At 48.1% G+C, this 18,187-nt stretch carries 18 protein-coding genes and 1 riboswitch; of the genes, 1 reads left to right on the forward strand and 17 read right to left on the reverse strand.

The window, feature by feature from the left end:
• Window positions 1-3: 3 nt before the first annotated feature.
• The 9 genes from J0A67_RS07450 to pdeM all read right to left on the reverse strand — a co-directional run bounded on the left by J0A67_RS07450 (window position 4) and on the right by pdeM (window position 8,460).
• Window positions 4-2,889, reverse strand: coding sequence for a TonB-dependent receptor (locus J0A67_RS07450; RefSeq protein WP_206568688.1), 2,886 nt, complete (start codon window positions 2,887-2,889; stop codon window positions 4-6).
• A gap of 314 nt (window positions 2,890-3,203) precedes the next feature.
• Window positions 3,204-3,545, reverse strand: a complete 342-nt coding sequence (gene gldC, locus J0A67_RS07455; protein WP_206568689.1) for a gliding motility protein GldC — start codon at window positions 3,543-3,545, stop codon at window positions 3,204-3,206.
• Between the two features lie 58 nt (window positions 3,546-3,603).
• The gene (locus tag J0A67_RS07460) at window positions 3,604-4,263 is read right to left on the reverse strand and encodes a CoA transferase subunit B (protein ID WP_206568690.1); all 660 of its coding nucleotides are present in this window, start codon (window positions 4,261-4,263) and stop codon (window positions 3,604-3,606) included.
• A gap of 4 nt (window positions 4,264-4,267) precedes the next feature.
• Window positions 4,268-4,963: a CoA transferase subunit A gene (locus J0A67_RS07465; RefSeq protein ID WP_206568691.1), complete on the reverse strand. Its 696-nt coding sequence runs from the start codon at window positions 4,961-4,963 to the stop codon at window positions 4,268-4,270.
• 13 nt (window positions 4,964-4,976) lie between these two features.
• Entirely contained in the window at window positions 4,977-5,900 is a 924-nt protein-coding gene (locus tag J0A67_RS07470; protein WP_206568692.1) for a bifunctional riboflavin kinase/FAD synthetase, read from the reverse strand.
• Complete coding sequence (truB, locus tag J0A67_RS07475; protein WP_206568693.1) at window positions 5,887-6,570, reverse strand: tRNA pseudouridine(55) synthase TruB; 684 nt, start codon at window positions 6,568-6,570, stop codon at window positions 5,887-5,889. The genes J0A67_RS07470 and truB overlap by 14 nt, the downstream gene beginning before the upstream one ends.
• A gap of 47 nt (window positions 6,571-6,617) precedes the next feature.
• Window positions 6,618-6,827, reverse strand: a complete 210-nt coding sequence (locus tag J0A67_RS07480) for a DUF3098 domain-containing protein (protein WP_206568694.1) — start codon at window positions 6,825-6,827, stop codon at window positions 6,618-6,620.
• Window positions 6,828-6,829: 2 nt separating this feature from the next.
• Entirely contained in the window at window positions 6,830-7,720 is an 891-nt protein-coding gene (locus J0A67_RS07485; protein WP_206568695.1) for a cell division protein FtsX, read from the reverse strand.
• A 41-nt stretch (window positions 7,721-7,761) separates the two neighbouring features.
• Window positions 7,762-8,460, reverse strand: coding sequence for a ligase-associated DNA damage response endonuclease PdeM (pdeM, locus tag J0A67_RS07490; protein WP_206568696.1), 699 nt, complete (start codon window positions 8,458-8,460; stop codon window positions 7,762-7,764).
• A 48-nt stretch (window positions 8,461-8,508) separates the two neighbouring features.
• Between pdeM and J0A67_RS07495 the strand changes: the two genes are divergently transcribed.
• On the forward strand, window positions 8,509-8,949 hold the full coding sequence (locus tag J0A67_RS07495) for a DUF2147 domain-containing protein (protein ID WP_206568697.1): 441 nt from the start codon (window positions 8,509-8,511) through the stop codon (window positions 8,947-8,949).
• Between the two features lie 27 nt (window positions 8,950-8,976).
• Here the strand turns inward: J0A67_RS07495 and J0A67_RS07500 are convergent, their stop codons facing one another.
• From J0A67_RS07500 to J0A67_RS07535, 8 genes are all read right to left on the reverse strand, one after another.
• Window positions 8,977-10,029: a homoserine O-acetyltransferase family protein gene (locus J0A67_RS07500; RefSeq protein WP_206568698.1), complete on the reverse strand. Its 1,053-nt coding sequence runs from the start codon at window positions 10,027-10,029 to the stop codon at window positions 8,977-8,979.
• An 11-nt stretch (window positions 10,030-10,040) separates the two neighbouring features.
• The gene (locus tag J0A67_RS07505) at window positions 10,041-11,345 is read right to left on the reverse strand and encodes an O-acetylhomoserine aminocarboxypropyltransferase/cysteine synthase family protein (protein ID WP_206568699.1); all 1,305 of its coding nucleotides are present in this window, start codon (window positions 11,343-11,345) and stop codon (window positions 10,041-10,043) included.
• Window positions 11,346-11,521: 176 nt separating this feature from the next.
• Window positions 11,522-11,630, reverse strand: a riboswitch (SAM riboswitch).
• An 88-nt stretch (window positions 11,631-11,718) separates the two neighbouring features.
• Window positions 11,719-12,360: a carbonate dehydratase gene (gene can, locus J0A67_RS07510; protein WP_206568700.1), complete on the reverse strand. Its 642-nt coding sequence runs from the start codon at window positions 12,358-12,360 to the stop codon at window positions 11,719-11,721.
• On the reverse strand, window positions 12,357-13,898 hold the full coding sequence (locus tag J0A67_RS07515; RefSeq protein WP_206568701.1) for a SulP family inorganic anion transporter: 1,542 nt from the start codon (window positions 13,896-13,898) through the stop codon (window positions 12,357-12,359). The genes can and J0A67_RS07515 overlap by 4 nt, the downstream gene beginning before the upstream one ends.
• Before the next feature lie 105 nt (window positions 13,899-14,003).
• Entirely contained in the window at window positions 14,004-15,338 is a 1,335-nt protein-coding gene (gene argH, locus J0A67_RS07520) for an argininosuccinate lyase (RefSeq protein ID WP_206568702.1), read from the reverse strand.
• Between the two features lie 11 nt (window positions 15,339-15,349).
• Window positions 15,350-16,420, reverse strand: coding sequence for a M20 family metallo-hydrolase (locus tag J0A67_RS07525; protein WP_206568703.1), 1,071 nt, complete (start codon window positions 16,418-16,420; stop codon window positions 15,350-15,352).
• Window positions 16,420-17,220: an acetylglutamate kinase gene (gene argB, locus J0A67_RS07530; protein WP_206568704.1), complete on the reverse strand. Its 801-nt coding sequence runs from the start codon at window positions 17,218-17,220 to the stop codon at window positions 16,420-16,422. The genes J0A67_RS07525 and argB overlap by 1 nt, the downstream gene beginning before the upstream one ends.
• A 22-nt stretch (window positions 17,221-17,242) precedes the next feature.
• Window positions 17,243-18,187: a Rossmann-fold NAD(P)-binding domain-containing protein gene (locus J0A67_RS07535; protein WP_206568705.1), complete on the reverse strand. Its 945-nt coding sequence runs from the start codon at window positions 18,185-18,187 to the stop codon at window positions 17,243-17,245.

Below are 18,187 nucleotides of genomic sequence, written 5' to 3' on the forward strand. Positions count from 1 at the left end.
AGGTCAGTTTAGCAGTTCGTCAAAGGTGATCGAGACATAATAGATCGCTCCAATCTTCGGCCCACCGAAATTCAAGATGTAGCGGTTGTTGAAGATATTTGAGCCACCGAGCTTAATGATCGACTTGATCGAGCTGACTTTGTAGCTCAATTGCGCGTCAAAATTGGAAACTGCAGGCACGTCTCCTCTAGCAAACGATGATTCCCATCGGAACTCGGTCTGGTATCTCCAAGCGACGTTGAACCCCATGTTTTTTGTGAGCCTTCTGTTGCCAAAAACGATGTTTCCTTTATGTTCAGGCGTATTGAAGTCGTTTAGGAATCCCTCGGAAGGTGAGGAGAGGAGTTTGTTGAAGTTGTAGTTGCCTGATAAAGTATAGTTTTTCGGCAAATTGAAAGTGATCCCTAATGCCGCACCATGTGCCCTTACGTTGCCTTCGGTAAAGTTGGTGTAGGTTTGAAAGGTATTTTCACTTCCTGGGATGGTAACGGGAGTCAAAAGGCTAGGGGCGTTGACTGCATTGACCGCTAACTGATCACCGTTTGCTGGAACTGGATAAACTGGTCCAGGTGCCTTTCTTACTGCGTTTTGCGTGATAAAATCGTTGTAGGTATTGTAGTAGTAGGCGAAATCTACCATGATGTTGTTGTTACTCAACAAACTCTTGTAGCCGATTTCTATGGATCTCACCTGCTCTGGACGCAATTCCGGAAAATCCTCCGCAGTTGCAGGCTGCAGCAGTGCTGTCGCTTCAGGGGATATCGGGCTGGTACCAGATCCTACCTTGGCAACGTACTGCTCCACTGAAGCCAGGGTAAAGGCATTGGTGAAAATATCATATTTCTCCCGATAGTATGGCAAGCCGCCAATCAGACGCGCAGATACCACATTGAGATCTATATGCTGTGCCTGCGTAGTAGGCATTCTAAAACCGGTTTGGTAAGAAAACCTGATGTTGTGGTTGTTTTGAGTCAAGACCCCAGAGATTCTTGGGTTGATTTGTCCATCAAAGTTTTCGTTTTTATCATACCGCAGACTTCCTGAAATTTTTAGTTTGTCATTCCATATTCTCTTTGCGGCCTGGACAAAAGCTCCATATTCTGATATCGTAATGTCATTGCCCTCTACATCAGCAAAGATGGTCCCGTTGGATCTCAGCTCGTATACGCGGTATTGTGCACCGACCTGAAGGTCAATCACATCGATTTCCTCACGGAAATCATATTGACCTTCCGCCATATACATCCTGGATTTGTCGTTGAAAAGCGATCCCTCGGGAATGAACTGGCTCCTAATCTCCTTGGAAGCATTTTCAAAATCAGTTGAACCGGCTTCGTATCGTCCCTGATCCGCAAAGGCTCGCGCACCGTTGTGGGCAGCAGCTTGCTGGGCCGTGGTACCGGGTGTACCTGGGGCCACTCCCTGCTGGGCCAAGGCACCCATGTAAGCGAGTGTGTATTGGCCAAACCAGCTGGAATTATCCTTCCACATGGAATTGATATTGACCCCAGTCAAGTCGGCGATATAAGACTCTCCCGAATTTTCCCGAGTAGTATATCCTCGCAGAAAATAGTTGGATCCTCTCAGTTCCAGTTTGTGCTGGGTAATCTCAAAATTTCTGAGGGAATATCGCTGCGCACCGGTGTACACTGAGGTACCTGCACCGTAATTCAAAGTGTAGGATAGCTCAGATTTATCGCTGATTCTGTAGTGGAGCGCTCCATTGACTTTGTAATTTTTGGCCCCATAGTCCACGAGGTATCGTTCATCATATCCCGTCCTAGACACGATTTGATCCGGAATGCTGGATAGGTATCCCCCAAGGCCAAGCGCTTGTGCCTGTTGTTGTATTGCGCCTACATTTCGTAGGAGGCCAATGTTGTTGGCCACTTCGTCACCGTAGACGTGGACGCGATTTGCTCCGGGGTTGAAAGGAAGGTCTCCCTGTGTTGATGCTGCCAGATCAGTCTGGTCAGTGCCGTACCAATCTTCTGCCTGCATAAAAGAAGCATTGATTTTAAAGGCTACTTTGTTGTTGAATGCCTTCGCATAGCGGATAGATCCTTCATACATAGGCTGGGGGCTGGTTGGTTCTCCTGCCGTCCCTCCGAAATGGTTGAACCCCTGCTTATAGAAAGCGCTCAACCCTTGGTATTCAAATGGACTCTTACTGTTTACTAGAAGGATGCCGTTGAAGGCATTTGGGCCATACAGCGCGGATGCCGAGCCTGGGATAAACTCCACGCTTTCCACATCCAGTTCGGATGGGCCATTCAGGTTTCCAATCGGAAAATTCAAGGCCGGAGCCTGCGTGTCCATCCCGTCCGTCAGTTGGACAAATCGGGTATTACCCGTCGAGTTGAATCCCCGGGCATTGACAATTTGGAAATTGATCGAGGAAGAAGTGACATCCACCCCCTTGAGATTGGCAATGGCTTTATAATAGGTGTCAGCTGGCGTATCCCGAATTGCCAGAATATCCATTTTTTCGATGGATACTGGAGATTGGAGGATGCTTTCTTCAACCCGAGATGCAGAAATCACCACTTCCTGACCAAGCATCGTCTGCTCGCTCAAGTCTACGATCAAGTCAGAGGTATTTGCGTTGGTGATTTCGATTTCTTTTGGTGAATACCCTACCATGGAAAATACCAGGACAAGGGGGGGCTGCTGAGCGACGTTGAGTGTAAATTTACCCGAAAGGTCAGTGATAGTTCCGATCACTTTTCCTTTCACGATGATATTTACTCCAACCAAGGTCTCCTTCGTGTCCGAATCGGTCACGGTACCGGAGATGGTGGTCTGGGCGAATGCGGCTTCCGTTCCTTGGGAAACCAGCAAAAACAGCGTAAACACTGCCACCCAGATCTTGTTAGTAAGATTTCTCATAGGCGATCTGTTGTGAGTATTTTGGGTTTTTCAATTGAGGTGATTGATCTTTGAATTGATCGAAATTTAGATTAAAAACCCAATTAACAATCGTTCCTTACTTTTTTAAACAAGCAGTTTCCCATACCTAAAAAAGGCCAAAAATGGAAACTGAGGGCTTTTTGAAGAGAATCAAAAATTATTCTTACAGTCCTTTAGAAAAACCGAAGCAGGAAGTCTGATTTATTAAAAATTACTAAAAAATGATTTTTCGCTTGAAGTGGATACAAAAAAGGCATGGTCAACGCCATGCCTAGTATTTAGATGATTTTGAATCAGGAATTCCTTTTATTCTCCTCATTCACATGTTTCACCAGACGATCGCAAAGTTCCTTCATCTCTTCGGAAAAGTATTCATCTCCGGTGCTGTTGAGTATGGTTTGGGCCATTCCGCCTAAGATATCGATGTAGAATCTTTTCATTTCCACCACAGACATTTCCTCTGTCCAAAGATCGATTCGCAGTGTTGCATGGTTCAGATTGTCCCATACGTTTACGCTAATGCTTTTGGTGGACTCCATGCCAGCGGATTCCTTGTCTGAGGCGTCCCACTGAATTGCTTTGGGGAGGTTATTTTCATCCAGTTCGATCTGGAAATTGATGTCTGATTTTTTCATTTGGATAAAATTTAGGAAGAAACCCGCCAACGCTGCGACGAGTTCCAGTTTGTGTGGTTTAATCGAATGTCATTTCCGGAATTTCACCCTCGACGATGAGCTTTCCGGCTGTTTTGGATTTGATCTCGTCTACGGACACACCCGGGGCACGCTCCTTCAAAACAAAGCCCCCCGTGGAAACTACCTCCAATACGGCAAGGTCAGAGACGATCTTTTTAACGCACTTGATACCCGTGATAGGAAGGCTACACTTGGGCAAAAGCTTGGATTCTCCGTCTTTGGAGCAATGCTGCATCGCCACAATGATATTGTCGGCAGACGCTACCAAGTCCATGGCACCGCCCATGCCCTTCACCATTTTGCCGGGAATTTTCCAGTTCGCAATATCCCCGTTTTCAGACACTTCCATCGCCCCAAGAATGGTCAGATGCACGTGTCCGCCACGAATCATGGCAAACGAATCGGCCGAATTGAACAGTGCGGAGCCCGGAAGCATGGAAATGGTTTGCTTTCCCGCATTGATCAAATCCGCGTCTACCTCGTCTTCGGTAGGAAAAGGGCCGATCCCCAAGAGTCCATTTTCTGACTGGAGCACGACATTGAGGTTTTTGGGAATATAATTGGCGACCAATGTGGGTATGCCTATGCCCAGGTTGATGTACTGGCCATCCTTTACCTCTTTGGCGATTCGTTTGGCTATTTGTTCCTTGGTTAGCATGGCGTTATTGGCTTACAGTTCGCTTTTCGATTCTTTTTTCGTAGTTCTTTCCTTGGAAAATTCGCTGCACAAAAATCCCAGGGGTATGGATCTCGTTCGGATCCAACTCACCATCCGCTACCAGTTCCTCGACCTCAGCAATGCAGATCCTGCCCGCGGTAGCCATTACAGGATTGAAGTTCCTTGCCGTTCCACGGAAGATCAAATTCCCAGAGGAATCCCCTTTCCAGGCTTTCACTATCGAAAAATCAGCCTTCAGCCAGCTTTCCATCAGATAGAGCTTGCCGTCAAACTCCCGGACTTCCTTTCCCTGGGCCACTTCTGTGCCCACTCCGGCGGGAGTATAAAAAGCTGGGATGCCAGCGCCTCCGGCTCGGACCCGCTCCGCAAGAGTGCCTTGGGGAATCAAGTCCACCTCCAGCTCTCCGCTGAGCAGCTGTCGCTCAAACTCAGCGTTTTCGCCCACGTAGCTGGAGATCATTTTTCTGACCATCCGCTTTTGCAGCAAAAGGCCAATTCCAAAATCATCGACACCGGCGTTGTTGGAGATGATGGTAAGCCCCTTGATTTCTTTTTCCAAAAGGGCTTGGATGCAGTTTTCCGGAATTCCGCACAGCCCAAATCCCCCCATCATCAGCACGCTGTCGCTGGGAATGTCGGCCACCGCCTCCTTCGCGTCTTTTACAGTTTTGTCAATCATAGCTTATCTGGGTTTAAAGTAAAGACTTTGCTGAACGCTGGTCTTGGATGAGTTGATCCTTCAGCGCCTCCAAGCTGTCAAATTTTCGCTCTTCCCTCAAAAACTCCCGGAAGTAAACCGTGATCTGCTTGTCGTATAGATCGCCTTGGAAATCAAACAGATTGGCTTCCACAGTTTTTTTGGTTCCGTCTACCGTGGGCCTGTTGCCAATATTTAGCATGGCTTTATAAAGTGTACCATCTACGGAGGCCTCTACAGCGTAAACGCCATCCTTCGGGATAAGTTTGTAGTCGTTGGGAATATGGATATTCGCCGTTGGAAAGCCGATAGAACGTCCTATTTGTTGGCCTTTGATCACGAGCCCATTGAGTTCATAAGGTCGGCCTAGGCAGCTCTCGGCAGTTTTGACATCACCAGACTCCAGTGCTTTTCGGATCTTTGTGCTCGACACGGCGATCTCTTCCACGTCTTGCCTGGAAATCTCTTCCAGCTCGAAACCGAAAGTATGACTGTTACTTTTCAGGTATTCAAAGCTTCCCTCGCGATTTTTGCCAAATCGGTGATCGTAGCCGATGACTAGCTTTCGAGTATGAATCGAATCGATTAGTACTTTTCGGATAAACTCCTGGGAGGTCAGCCGGGAAAACTCTTGGGTAAATGGGATCGTAATCAAGTGGTCTATCCCAAACTGTCTCAGTAGCTTGGTCTTCTCTTCGAAAGTGCTGAGGAGCCGCAGTTTGTGTTCATCGGGATAAAGAACCAGTCGGGGATGGGGCCAAAAAGTAATCAGAACGGTCTCACCCTGAATCGACCGGGCGATTTCCCGAATCCGCTTCAGAATCTTTTGATGTCCGAGATGAACACCGTCAAAAGTACCCGAAGTCACCACGGCATTCCTTACCGGTGTGAATCCCTCAAGGCCTTCATAGATTTTCATGGGGTCTGGCTTTGATTTCTTCGATCAATTCGGGCAGCTCATGGGCCTCCGCCAGCAGGAAATTGCCAATTCTGGTTCTGCACAAGGCCTTTAGATAAGCTCCCGTACCGAGTAGCTCGCCCAAGTCCCGCGCCAAGCTCCTGATATAGGTTCCTTTGGAACAAGAAATCCGGAAATCGACTTCATTACCCGCAAATCTGGTAATTTCAAACTCCCTGACCTGAACAGGCCTCGCCTCCATTTTTACTTCCAGACCTTTTCGAGCAGACTCATAGACCCGCTTTCCGTCCACTTTGATGGCAGAGTGCATCGGTGGTACCTGAAGGATATCCCCTGTGAGCTGCGCCGCGGCGTCTTTGACTTGCTCGATAGTGAGCTTGGAAAAATCTCCCACAGGGATGACGGGCTTTTCCAAATCAAATGATTCGGTGGTGAAGCCGATCACGAAGGTGCCGGTGTACTCCTTTTCTTGGCCCATGTAGGTTTCGATCTGCTTGGTTTGTTTACCGGCGCATACGATCAGCAATCCGGTTGCTAATGGATCGAGGGTGCCTGCATGGCCCACTTTTTTGATACGGAGTGCGTTTCTTACCTTTTTAACAACATCAAAGGATGTCCATTCCAGTGGCTTGTCTATCAGAAATACTTCTCCGTACGCTTCTTGCTGCATAATTATGAATTGGTAGTCACCTGCTGGAAGTGGGCAGGAAGGATGATTCAGCTCTTTTCAGCTTTTGCAAAAATCGCGTAAAACTCAAAAATAAAACCCGCCAAGGTCACGATGGGGCCGACTGTCAGACCGAGAACTCCATTCCCGTTAGGCTGACCATCGAGACTGATGATGATAAATCCAAGGACAATCATGCCTAAGCCGACCAGCATTAGCCTGTAGTTTCTTTTGGAAAAAGGAAGTGGGGAATTGTCCATGGTTAATAAAGTTCGTCAAGAGACATGTTTAAATATTTGTTTACTGCCCTTAGGGTGCTAAGGACTGAAAGTATTCCACCTGTCAGAATTAATGTCGCAAATAGTAGAAACAGCAACTCTTGGTTTTGCAGCATGACAAACCCTTCGATGTTCGACTTGGTATATTCCACCAAGCCAAACAATATCGCTGATGCTACAGCGCCGGCAACCATTCCAAATAGGAGCGCGCGCATCAGGAATGGCTTTCGGATAAAGCCCCTGGTCGCACCGACGAGTTGCATCGAGCGAATGAGGAACCGCTGGGAAAAGAGTGCCAAGCGAATGGTGTTATTAATGAGCATTACGACGGTAATGATAAGGATTAGGATAAATCCTCCCATCACCAAACTGACTTTCAGAAGATTCTTGTTGATCGAATCAACGAGGTCAGTCATGTACGAAACCTCAAACACGCCTGGTACTGCTTCCAGTTCTTTGGCAATGATGTCTAACTGCTCCGACGTTTGAAATTCCTCTGCAACTACGATCACATAGCTATCCCTCAAGGGATTGTCCTCCAAAAACTCCGTGAAATCCTCGCCGGTATTTTCGATGAAAGTGGCTGCCGCTTCCTCATCCGAAATGAATCGCAGACCGAGCGTATCCGATTTGGTCAGAATAAATGGCCGCCCTGAAATGTTTTTTTTGATGTCAGCGAGCTGTTCTTTGGAAAGCCCTTTGTCGAGAAATACCTGCACTTCCACGTTTTCCCGGATCATTTTTGTCAATGACCTGGCCTGGATCAATATCACTCCAAAAAGCCCAACAATAAAAAGAGAAAGGGTGGTGCTGAAGAGCACACTTCCAAACTTAAAATGTCCGAGGGTTTTCTTCTTGCGGGATGGGTTAGCCATAGTTGGTTAATTCAGGTCAAAAATAGGAAAGCCGGAGGGATTTAACCAATCGATGTGCCAGAAAGGACGGGGATGATTTTTTCATCGGCAATCGCCCAAACTTTATCTTGGGCACTCGGCCTCACCCTTGCCAATCCGGTAAAGTTTCCAAATGCCGGCAAAAGCAGTTGCGTTTCTGATTGAAAAAAACACGGCAAGATCAGGGACTGTCTTGCTCTGCCTACCAACCGAATCCCCGGATGGATATGTCCGCAGATATTGAGCTTGCCATCCGGTACCACACCCAAAGGTTCGTGGGAGAGGAGAAATGGCCCAAACTCCAACGGACTCTCGTGGATGGTCAGCGTGGATTGAAGATAGGCCGCCGGTGAAAGTACATCATGATTTCCCTTGACCAAGTGAAACTTTGTACCGTCTATTCCTTGCAAAAAGTGGTTGAGAAATGTCCACTGCTCGTTCCAGTCCGAGTGGAACAAGTCTCCCAGAAAATAGGTTTGGGCTGGCTGGTAATGATCATGTAGCCTTCTCAGCCGAATCAAATCAAGATCATGGATAGGTTCTGGGATGGGAATACCTGACTTTCGGAAATGGGCTGCTTTTCCAAAATGCAGATCAGCGATCAAAAGGGTGTCCAACTCTTTGATCCAAAGGGCTTTTTCCAAAAGAAATTCAAAAGTGTACCCATGGAACTGCGATGAAAGTCCTTTTCGATGTTGCGTCAAATTTTCTGCCTCGTTCATAACAGTTTCAAATCTATCCGTATTTAGGGATATCAAACCTTAATTTTTATGAAAACAAGTCAACTCCTGTCAGGCACACTGGTCTTATTTCTAATCACTGTGCTCCAGGCCCGGGCCCAATCAGCGGATGCAATCGTAGGATTGTGGTACAACACCGAGAAAACAGCCAAAATCGATATCCAGAAAACAGGATCCATCTACTCGGGAGAAATCGTATGGCTGAAAAACCCAAATCCGGATGGAAAGCCTGCCACAGACAAAAACAATGAGGATCATACCTTAAGGAAAAGGCCATTGGTCGGATTGAAGCTCTTGGATGGGCTGACCTATGCAAAAGGGATCTGGAAGGACGGTGAGATCTATGATCCAAACTCCGGTAAAACCTACTCATGTGAGCTTAAACTCCAATCCAAGGAAGTATTGGAGGTGAAAGGCTACCTTGGTTTTTCTTTTGTGGGAAAGACAGTGGAGTGGACGAGAATAGAATAAAAAATGGCGGGCCAAACCCGCCATTTTTCAGTTTTGCTCCAGGTAGTAGGACTTGAGAAAGTAAGCCAGTTGCTCAAACTCAATCAGGAACGCATCATGGCCTGCGGTGGAGTTGATCTCCTTATACGTTCCTCTTTTAGCCTTCTGGCTGATGTATTGCGTTTCGGTGGGTAGAAAGAGCAAGTCTGCGTTGACACCGATGGCTAGAACCCTTGCCTCGATGGAGGAGATGGCAACGTCCACGCCGCCTCTATTTCTGCCCAAGTCGTGGCTGTCCATGGCTTTGGAAAGTGTCCAGTAGGAAAGGGCATTAAATCTCTTCGCCAGTTTCTGTCCCTGATAGCGCAAATAGGAGGCAGCCCTGAAGCCGTCCAGCTTTTCCTCCCTTTCACTTTGCTTCACGGTCAGGTCATCAGGATGGCGATAGCTGAGCATGGCGATGGCACGGGCAGTTTCCAATCCCTTTATTCCCGCAAGCTCGTGGCGTTCCCCCCAAGTACAGTCAGACTCTATGGCCATTCTTTGGGTCTCGTTGAAGCCGACCACCCAAGGGGAGGTCTTGGCTGTGGATGCCAAAATAACCGCATGCTTTAATTTTTTACCAAGGATCACCGCCCATTCCAAGCCAACCTGTCCACCAAGTGATCCCCCTATCAGCGTATGAATCTGGTGAATTCCGAGATGGATTCTGAGCCTTTCCAAGCTTGCGGCAAGATCTCGCGTGGTCACCTGTGGAAAATCATAGAAATAGGGCTCGCCGCTTTCCGGATTTTCGCTGAAAGGATTGGTGGACCCGTAGCAGCTTCCGAGAAGATTGGCGCAGATGATAAAATGGTCGGCTGGATCAAAAAACTTGTCCTCGCCAATCAGACCATTCCACCATTCCGCCGCCTTGGAATCGCCCGTTAAGGCATGAATGACCCAGATTACGTTTGATTTTTCCGGATTCAGCTGCCCATAGGTGGTGTAGGCCAGCTCAAACGCTTTGAGGACTTCGCCAGATTCCAAGTGCAAGGGTTCAGATGAATGGAAAACTTCCTGGGTCATAGTTGGTTCAGCGTATTGGCTTGTTAAGTTCATTAGGTAATCAATCAGATTTTTTCGAATGCTTGCTGCAAGTCGGCTTTGATATCGTCGATATGCTCTATGCCGAGGGAAATTCGTAAAAGGGTAGGGGTGACGCCTGAAGCTAATTGCTCTTCGTCTGACAGCTGTTGGTGGGTTGTCGCAGAAGGCTGGATAATGAGCGTCTTTGCATCACCGACATTGGCTAGGTGGGATACCAATTCCAGATTATTGATGAATGCTGACGTCTGTTCCTTGCTTCCCTTGATCTCAAAGCTCAAAACCCCTCCAAAGCCGTTTTTGAGGTATTTCTTGCCAAATGCATGATAAGGGGAAGAGGGAAGGCCTGGGTAGTTCACCTTTGATACTTGCGGATGTGCCTCAAGCCATTTGGCAATTTCCAAGGCATTGTCTACGGTCCTCTGCACTCTCAGCGACAGCGTCTCAATGCCTTGGAGCAAAAGGAAGGAATTGAATGGGCTAATTGCCGGACCGAAATCCCTCAAGCCCTCAACGCGTGTGCGGATTGCAAAAGCAATATTCGGAAGGCCCAAAGGATTGTTTTCCCCGAAAACCTGCCAGAAATTCAAGCCATGATAGCCTTCGGACGGTTCGGAAAACTGTGGGAATTTTCCGTTTCCCCAATTGTAGTTTCCCGCATCCACGATCACCCCACCGATCGAAGTCCCATGTCCTCCTATCCATTTGGTCGCAGAGGATACCACGATGTTTGCTCCATGGGCAATAGGCTGGAACAGGTAGCCAGCTGCGCCAAAAGTATTGTCCACCACCAAGGGGATGTCATGTTTTTTGGCGAGCGCTGCAATTGCATCAAAATCGGGGATATTGAACTCCGGATTGCCGATGGTTTCCAGGTAAATGGCTTTTGTTTTCGAATCAATCAGCTTTTCAAAAGCTTCTGGAGAATCACCTTTCGCAAAGCGCGCATCAATCCCCAAGCGCTTGAAAGAAACCTTGAACTGGTTGTAAGTGCCGCCGTAGAGAAAGCTCGTGGAGACAAAATTGTCCCCAGCCTGCATGATGTTGTTTAATGCCAAAAACTGCGCGGCCTGCCCGGACGCGGTAGCCACCGCAGCCACTCCGCCTTCCAGCGCGGCGATTCTTTTTTCGAAGACATCCGTCGTGGGATTCATGATCCTCGTGTAGATGTTGCCAAACTCCTTCAAGCCAAAGAGGTTTGCTCCGTGCTCAGCACTGTTGAAAACGTAGGAGGTTGTTTGGTAAATCGGTACTGCCCTCGAATTGGTGGCAGGATCGGGAGTTTGGCCAGCATGAAGCTGGAGGGTTTCAAAGCGATAATTTGCAGACATAAAATTTAGGTTAAAGGGTTAGAAGAAGAATATTGTTTCCGACAAACAAATGGAATAAGTCTAGAGTCGGGTTTGAAATAAGCCGTACGCCACAGGACGTTGCTATCGTGGGCAATAAAATCAGGCAGGCAGCCTAAGGAAAAACGGGGAATAAATCGCTTGTTCATTTTGCAAGGAATTTATAGTTCCGAAAGAGAACACCTCTTACGGCAGGAATTGGCACCTTGGATTTTCCAGGTTGCCAGAGGGTCTCAGAGCCTGTCTCTCGCCTCTTCTGTATAAATCCCCGCACTAAAAAGTGAAAGGATCTGCAAAGAAAAACCCGGGAACTGAGAAATCAAAATCGATTTCCTGCTTCCTGGTAAAATTTCAATTACAATTCATCCAAATTGTATCTGAAGATGGGGTTGACGGATTCTGGATCAGCTTTGATGGTGGTCAGTTCCTTGACTCTTCCGTCTTTCAAGCCGTAGACCCAACCGTGGATTTCCGGAGCACCCCGTTCTTTCCAGGCTTTTTGGATGATAGATGTTTTGATCAAGTCTTGACATTGTTCCATCACGTTGAGTTCTACAAGTCGATTGACCTTTTCAATATGGCTCTCAATGGCCTCCACCTCGCCCTGATACATCTTGTAGACTTCCTTTATGTTGCGAAGCCACTTGTTGATCAATCCGAAGCTTTTGTTGGTCAACGCTGCCTCTATACCGCCACAGCCGTAGTGCCCGCACACGATGACATGTTCCACTTTGAGGATTTCCACGGCGTATTGAAGGACCGACAGCATATTCAGATCGGTATGAACCACCATGTTGGCGATATTTCTGTGAACGAATATTTCGCCTGGGTCGGTTCCGGTGATTTCATTTGCAGGAACCCTGCTGTCAGAACATCCTATCCATAGGAATTTTGGCTTTTGCTGGCCAGCCAATCGACTAAAAAAATGTTTGTCCACCTGTACTTTTTCCTCGGACCAGGCCTTGTTTTGGAGTAGGAGTTTTTCGTATGGGTTCATGCTTTTTGTCTCACGTGGTTACTGAATCCTTCCAGTATTATTTCTATATCCTTGTTTGGTGCGGTTTCGATGAAATCGTCCAGCAACTCCTTTATGTCATGGTCAATAAACCGAGCTTTTACGGCATTGAGGACCACGTTGCTGCCAGGAGGAATGGTGGATAACTGCTTCATCAAAGGTGCCTTGTTTAAAAAAGATACGTCCTTTTGCAATTTGACCAGATAGTTTCCGTTCAGTTCGGTGACTACCAAAGAGCGGTGGAAGTTGGTTTTGATGACGAAGAAGAGTCCAACGACCATTCCAATTCCAATTCCGACGAGCAGATCTGTCAGGAGTATTGCGATTACAGTCAGGATGAAGGGTAGAAATTGGTCAAATCCTTTTTTGTACTCCTTGATGAAAATGGCTGGATTGGCAAGCTTATAGCCTACTAAAAACAATACCGCGGCAAGACAGCTCAGTGGGATCTTGTTCAACAATCCCGGGATTGCCAACACTAGGATAAGCAACAAAAAGCCATGAAAAATCGCCGACATCTTGGTTCTTGCCCCTGAGGAAACATTGGCCGTAGTTCGGACGATGACCACCGTGAGCGGCAATCCTCCGATGAAGCCGGATAGCATATTGCCGGTGCCCTGTGCCACCAACTCCCGGCTCGCTGGAGTGATACGCTTGTAGGGATCCAGTTTGTCTCCAGCTTCTACGCTGAGCAGGGTCTCGATGCTTGCGATGATTGCGACAGTGAAGGCAACCAACCAGAAATTGGGGTCAGCAATCAGACTGAAATCAGGGAAAGTCAAGAGAGAGGTGATGTCGCCAAGGCTGGTCAGCTCGGGAATTGAAACCAGGTGGTCTCCGCCTAGCTGCCAACCGGGTATCCAAAACCTATAGGTCTCGTTAATCAAAATTCCCGCGATGACTGCCCAAAGTGGCCCAGGAATGATCCCAAACAGCTTGTGGGTTTTGATTTTGGGCTTCTCAAAGAGAAAAAGTATCAAAAGACCTATCAACACAATCGGAATAGCTCCTGGACTGTTGTAGATAAAGGCGTAGTAGATCTCGGTAAACGTGTTGTGCTGGTCCATTTGTTCGAAGGCCATATCGCCGATATGGTCCTTATCATAGCCAAGCGCATGGGGGATTTGCTTCAGGATCAGAATCAATCCGATTGCGGTAAGCATTCCCTTAATGACCGAATGGGGGAAATAGTAACCCAATACCCCAGCCTTAACCAATCCCAAGATTAGTTGAATGAGGCCTGCCGCCACGACGGCTCCTAGAAACAGCTGAAATCCACCCAAACTGGAGATGGAATCAAGGACTATCACCGTAAGGCCCGCCGCCGGTCCACTGACCGCTACATGGGAACCAGAAATGGAACCCGCCACGATGCCGCCGACGATTCCGGCAATCAGCCCAGCCATTGGCGGTGCTCCGCTGGCCACCGCGATTCCCAAACAAAGCGGAAGGGCCACCAAAAAAACCACCAGGCTTGCTTTAAGGTCGTATTTTAGATTTTCTCCAAAAAGTCCATTCATAGGGCAGAAAATAAGAATTGTACCGCTCGAAAAAAAGCAGTGACTCTTAATATATAATTTTTGCCCGAAATCTCTGTCCCCTTTTGGATGGGCGGAGCAAAAAAATTACCCGATCAATTTTCCGTACGCGGCGTCGATTTTGCTGAAATCAAAGGCTTGGATGGCTGCTTCCATTTTGGCGTTTATCGCATCCAGACAGAGATTCCCAAGACTGCCCTCATGGGTATGATTCAGTTGGTTTTGGTCGGGAGCAAACTGATCAGCCTCGATTTCCACACCTACCTGCTTGTACGCATCACGGAATGGGACGCCCTTGATTACAAGTTCATTGACTACTTCCACCGAGAAGACGTGCTTGTAAAAGGGATCTTGAAGGATATTTTGGCGGACTTTGATGGATTTGAGCATGAAGGTGCTCATTCCAATGCAGGATTTCAGTTTCTCAAATGCCGGAAAGATCTCCTCCTTGAGCAACTGCATGTCCCTATGATACCCGGTGCTCATGTTGGTAAGCAGAAAGCTCACCGTTGTCGGCACTCCCTGGATCTGATTGGTTTTGGCGCGGATCAGTTCAAAGACATCCGGGTTTTTCTTGTGCGGCATGATGCTGCTGCCCGTGGTGAGATCGTCTGGAAAAGAAATGAAGGCAAAATGCTGGTTCATGAAGAGGCATACATCGGTTGCCAGCTTATTCAGTGTCCCAGCCAATCCAGCCATTGCAAAGGCTAAAGTCCGCTCGGCTTTGCCCCGACTGTTTTGGGCGTTGATAACGTTGTGGTGAAGGTCAGCAAATCCCAAAAGCTCAGTGGTCAGCGTCCTATCCAAAGGGAAACTCGAACCATAACCGGCCGCAGATCCCAAAGGATTTTTGTTGCTCAAGTCAAATGCTGCTTTCAAAAGCCCCAAATCCTCTGTCAGGCCCTCCGCAAAAGAGCCAAACCAAAGCCCAAAGGACGAAGGCATCGCCAACTGGGTGTGGGTATAGCCTGGCATCAGGTCGCCTTTGTGTTTCTCTGAGAGTTCAATCAGCAGGGTAAAGAGCTCTTCCGTTTCCTCAACAAGTTCCCTAATCGCGGATCTGTAAAACAACTTAAGATCCACCAAAACCTGGTCATTTCGGCTCCTGCCACTGTGGAGTTTTTTTCCAACCTCACCAAAGCGATCTGTCAGCAGAAATTCCACCTGTGAATGCACGTCCTCGACTCCCGGCGCGATAACGAATTTCCCCTCTGCTATTTCGGAGTAGATTTCCTTCAGGCCTTTTTGCAAAATGGCGTTGTCTTCCGAAGTCAAAAGACCGATTTTCTCCAGCATCTGTGCGTGGGCCATGGACCCAAGGACGTCAAAAGGAGCCAGTACAATATCGAATTCGGGATCTCTTCCGATCGTAAACTGTTCGACTTCTTTTTTGCTGCCGGTGGCTTTTTGCCAGAGTTTCATATTCCTGTTCTTTAGCTGAGTTCAGCGTATTTGTTTATGATTGAGATGTAGCCTTGGATTCCGCTTTTGATTTCCTCGATCAAAATGTATTCGTCGGCTGTATGGGAGCGAGCGGAGTCGCCTGGCCCAATCTTGACGGAAGGCCAAGGAATGAGCGCCTGGTCGGAAAGGGTAGGGCTGCCAAATTTTTCGAGCTCCAACTTTGCCGCCACCCGGTACATCAGGTGGCCGTCTGGGAGATGGGAGGACTGGAGCCGCATGGATCGGGGCGTCAAATCGGCTTTCAGATTCCGCTGCAGTTCCGCAAACGCTTCTTCCAGCGTGTAGGCATCAGTCACCCTGACATCCAAGGTGTATTCGCAAAGATCGGGAATCACATTATGTTGGTGTCCAGCTTTGATCACGGTGGCGGTGACTTTCGTCCTTCCCAAAAAGGGGGAGGATTTGAAAAACTCAAAATTTCTGATCTCGTCCAGGTCGTCCATAGCGAGGTAGATGGCATTTACTCCTTCTTCCCTGGCAGCATGCCCAGCCTTGCCGTGTACCTTGGCGTCGATCACCAGCAAGCCTTTTTCGGCAACGGCGACTCGCATTTGGGTCGGCTCTCCCACGATGGCGATTTCCGCCTCCGGGAGCTGGGCGATCAGGGAGGATATCCCATTTGCACCTGAGATTTCCTCTTCCGCCGAAGCGATCAAAAGAAGATTGAATGGGAGATTTTTGCCAATGAAATGGCAGAATGTGGCGATTAAGCTGACCAAGGGTCCGCCCGCATCGTTGCTGCCCAGGCCGAAAAGCTTCCCGTTTTCAACGCTTGCGGTAAAAGGGTCCTTTGTGTAGCCGTGGTTAGGCTTGACTGTGTCATGATGGGAATTGAGCCAAACCGTCGGCAAAACCGGATTGTACTCGCTGGCAAAAGCCCAGACATTGTTGCCTGAGCGATTTACTTGTATGTTCTTTTGGGTCAAAAAAGCTTCAATCAAATCCGCCGTTTTGTTTTCCTCTTTCGAGAAAGAGGGAATAGCAATCAGATCTTTAAGCAGCTGAACTGCTTCGTCAAAAAGTGGGTTGGTTTTTTCCATTAGTATAAATCAAATCGGTTGCGCTCGATGGTGGTGCCGGAGAGTTTTCCTTTCGCCGCCAAAAGAAGGTTTTCGGCCTTCCCTATCCAGACATGGTTTACCCCTTTTTCCAAAGCGGCGAAGGCATTGTCCAGTTTGGGGATCATGCCAGAGTGGATCACGTTCTCCTTTCGGAGCTCCGTATAGATATCCTCGTTGATCAAAGGTATGATCGAATTGTCGTTTTTCTCGTCTACCAACACGCCAGCCTTATTGAAGCAAAAATACAAATTGACCTGGTGCTCCGCAGCCAAAGTGGTGGCTAGGGCAGAGGCGATGGAATCGGCATTGGTGTTGAGTAATTGTCCTTTTTTGTCGTGTGTGATCGCATTGACGACTGGTTGCAGGCCAGCTTGCAGTAGCGCATCGATCAGTTTGGTGTTGATCTCCTGGATATCTCCGACAAAGCCATAGTCGATTCCTTTGACAGGTCGCTTGATGGAACGGATAAGATTGCCATCGGCACCGGTCATGCCTATGGCGTTGACTTTTAGTGCCTGGAGCTTGGCGACAATATTTTTGTTGATCAGTCCGGCATAGACCATGGTGACGATGTCGAGGGTGTCCTTGTCGGTAATCCGGCGCCCGTCGACCATCTCAGGCATCACTCCGAGGGATTCCCCAAATCTTGAAGCCATCACTCCACCTCCGTGGACCAGGATTTTGTTTCCGGGGAATTTGGAAAAAAGCGTAAGGAATTCATCCAGCTTTTCTGGAAAGTCAATGACATTCCCCCCAATTTTGATGATTGAAATCTTCATAGGTTTGATCGCTTAAAAAGAACTAGCCCAAAATGGTGCTGATCACCGCTTGCGCCGCATAGATTCGGTTCTCTGCCTGCTTTTGTACCAAAGAACGTGCCCCATCCAAGATTTCGTCGGAAAGCTCCAGATTTCTCCTCACCGGCAGGCAATGCATGACTTTGGCACTCTTGGCGTGCTTAAAGTGTTTTTCTGTCAGCATCCAGCTCGGGTCGGTGCTGATGATTTTTCCGTAGTCATTGAATCCAGACCAATTTTTAACATACACAAAATCAGCATCTCTCAGCGCTTCAGCTTGATTGTACTCGATGGTGGCACCCTTGGTGAACTGCTCATCCAGCTCGTATCCCGCAGGATGCGTGATGGTCAACTCATGTCCCATTCCGAGTGTCCATTCGGCAAAACTATTGGCCACAGCATGGGGAATTGCCTTGATATGTGGCCCCCAAGCGAGGACTACTTTGGGTTTCTTTTTTGCTTCCAAATGTTCTTGGATCGTGATCTGATCGGCTAGACTTTGCAGGGGATGCCGCGTCGCTGACTCTAGGGAGACTACCGGAATACCGCTGTATTTGACGAATTGGCCAAAGATAAAGTCGGTAACGTCTTCCTCTTTGTGAGTCAAAGAGGGGAACGCGCGGATAGCCAAGATGTCAAAATAGGTGCCTAGAACTCCAGCAGCGTCTTTGATGTGTTCCACAGTACCCTTGTTCATCACGGCTCCTTCTTTCATCTCCAGAGCCCAGCCTTCCTTGTCCATATTTAGGACAATGGCTTCCATACCCAGATTTTGCGCGGCAATTTGCGTGCTCACCCTCGTTCTGAGGGAAGGGTTCAAAAAAATACAGCCCACCCGTTTGCCCTGCCCTTTGGCCAGGTCGAGTCGGGGATTGGCTTTATAGGAAAGAGCTAGGTCAATCAGTTCCTGACCCAGCTCTTTGGATTCAAATTGTGTGAAATGCTTCAT

The sequence above is a fragment of the Algoriphagus aestuariicola genome, from assembly GCF_017254835.1.
Classification (GTDB): Bacteria; Bacteroidota; Bacteroidia; order Cytophagales; family Cyclobacteriaceae; genus Algoriphagus; species Algoriphagus aestuariicola.

Coding starts and splice junctions, on each gene's coding strand:
- J0A67_RS07450 (WP_206568688.1), bottom strand. CDS start 2,889: ATGAGAAATCTTACTAACAAGATCTGGGTGGCAGTGTTTACGCTGTTT.
- gldC (WP_206568689.1), bottom strand. CDS start 3,545: ATGAAAAAATCAGACATCAATTTCCAGATCGAACTGGATGAAAATAAC.
- J0A67_RS07460 (WP_206568690.1), bottom strand. CDS start 4,263: ATGCTAACCAAGGAACAAATAGCCAAACGAATCGCCAAAGAGGTAAAG.
- J0A67_RS07465 (WP_206568691.1), bottom strand. CDS start 4,963: ATGATTGACAAAACTGTAAAAGACGCGAAGGAGGCGGTGGCCGACATT.
- J0A67_RS07470 (WP_206568692.1), bottom strand. CDS start 5,900: ATGAAAATCTATGAAGGCCTTGAGGGATTCACACCGGTAAGGAATGCC.
- truB (WP_206568693.1), bottom strand. CDS start 6,570: ATGCAGCAAGAAGCGTACGGAGAAGTATTTCTGATAGACAAGCCACTG.
- J0A67_RS07480 (WP_206568694.1), bottom strand. CDS start 6,827: ATGGACAATTCCCCACTTCCTTTTTCCAAAAGAAACTACAGGCTAATG.
- J0A67_RS07485 (WP_206568695.1), bottom strand. CDS start 7,720: ATGGCTAACCCATCCCGCAAGAAGAAAACCCTCGGACATTTTAAGTTT.
- pdeM (WP_206568696.1), bottom strand. CDS start 8,460: ATGAACGAGGCAGAAAATTTGACGCAACATCGAAAAGGACTTTCATCG.
- J0A67_RS07495 (WP_206568697.1), top strand. CDS start 8,509: ATGAAAACAAGTCAACTCCTGTCAGGCACACTGGTCTTATTTCTAATC.
- J0A67_RS07500 (WP_206568698.1), bottom strand. CDS start 10,029: ATGAACTTAACAAGCCAATACGCTGAACCAACTATGACCCAGGAAGTT.
- J0A67_RS07505 (WP_206568699.1), bottom strand. CDS start 11,345: ATGTCTGCAAATTATCGCTTTGAAACCCTCCAGCTTCATGCTGGCCAA.
- can (WP_206568700.1), bottom strand. CDS start 12,360: ATGAACCCATACGAAAAACTCCTACTCCAAAACAAGGCCTGGTCCGAG.
- J0A67_RS07515 (WP_206568701.1), bottom strand. CDS start 13,898: ATGAATGGACTTTTTGGAGAAAATCTAAAATACGACCTTAAAGCAAGC.
- argH (WP_206568702.1), bottom strand. CDS start 15,338: ATGAAACTCTGGCAAAAAGCCACCGGCAGCAAAAAAGAAGTCGAACAG.
- J0A67_RS07525 (WP_206568703.1), bottom strand. CDS start 16,420: ATGGAAAAAACCAACCCACTTTTTGACGAAGCAGTTCAGCTGCTTAAA.
- argB (WP_206568704.1), bottom strand. CDS start 17,220: ATGAAGATTTCAATCATCAAAATTGGGGGGAATGTCATTGACTTTCCA.
- J0A67_RS07535 (WP_206568705.1), bottom strand. CDS start 18,187: ATGAAGCATTTCACACAATTTGAATCCAAAGAGCTGGGTCAGGAACTG.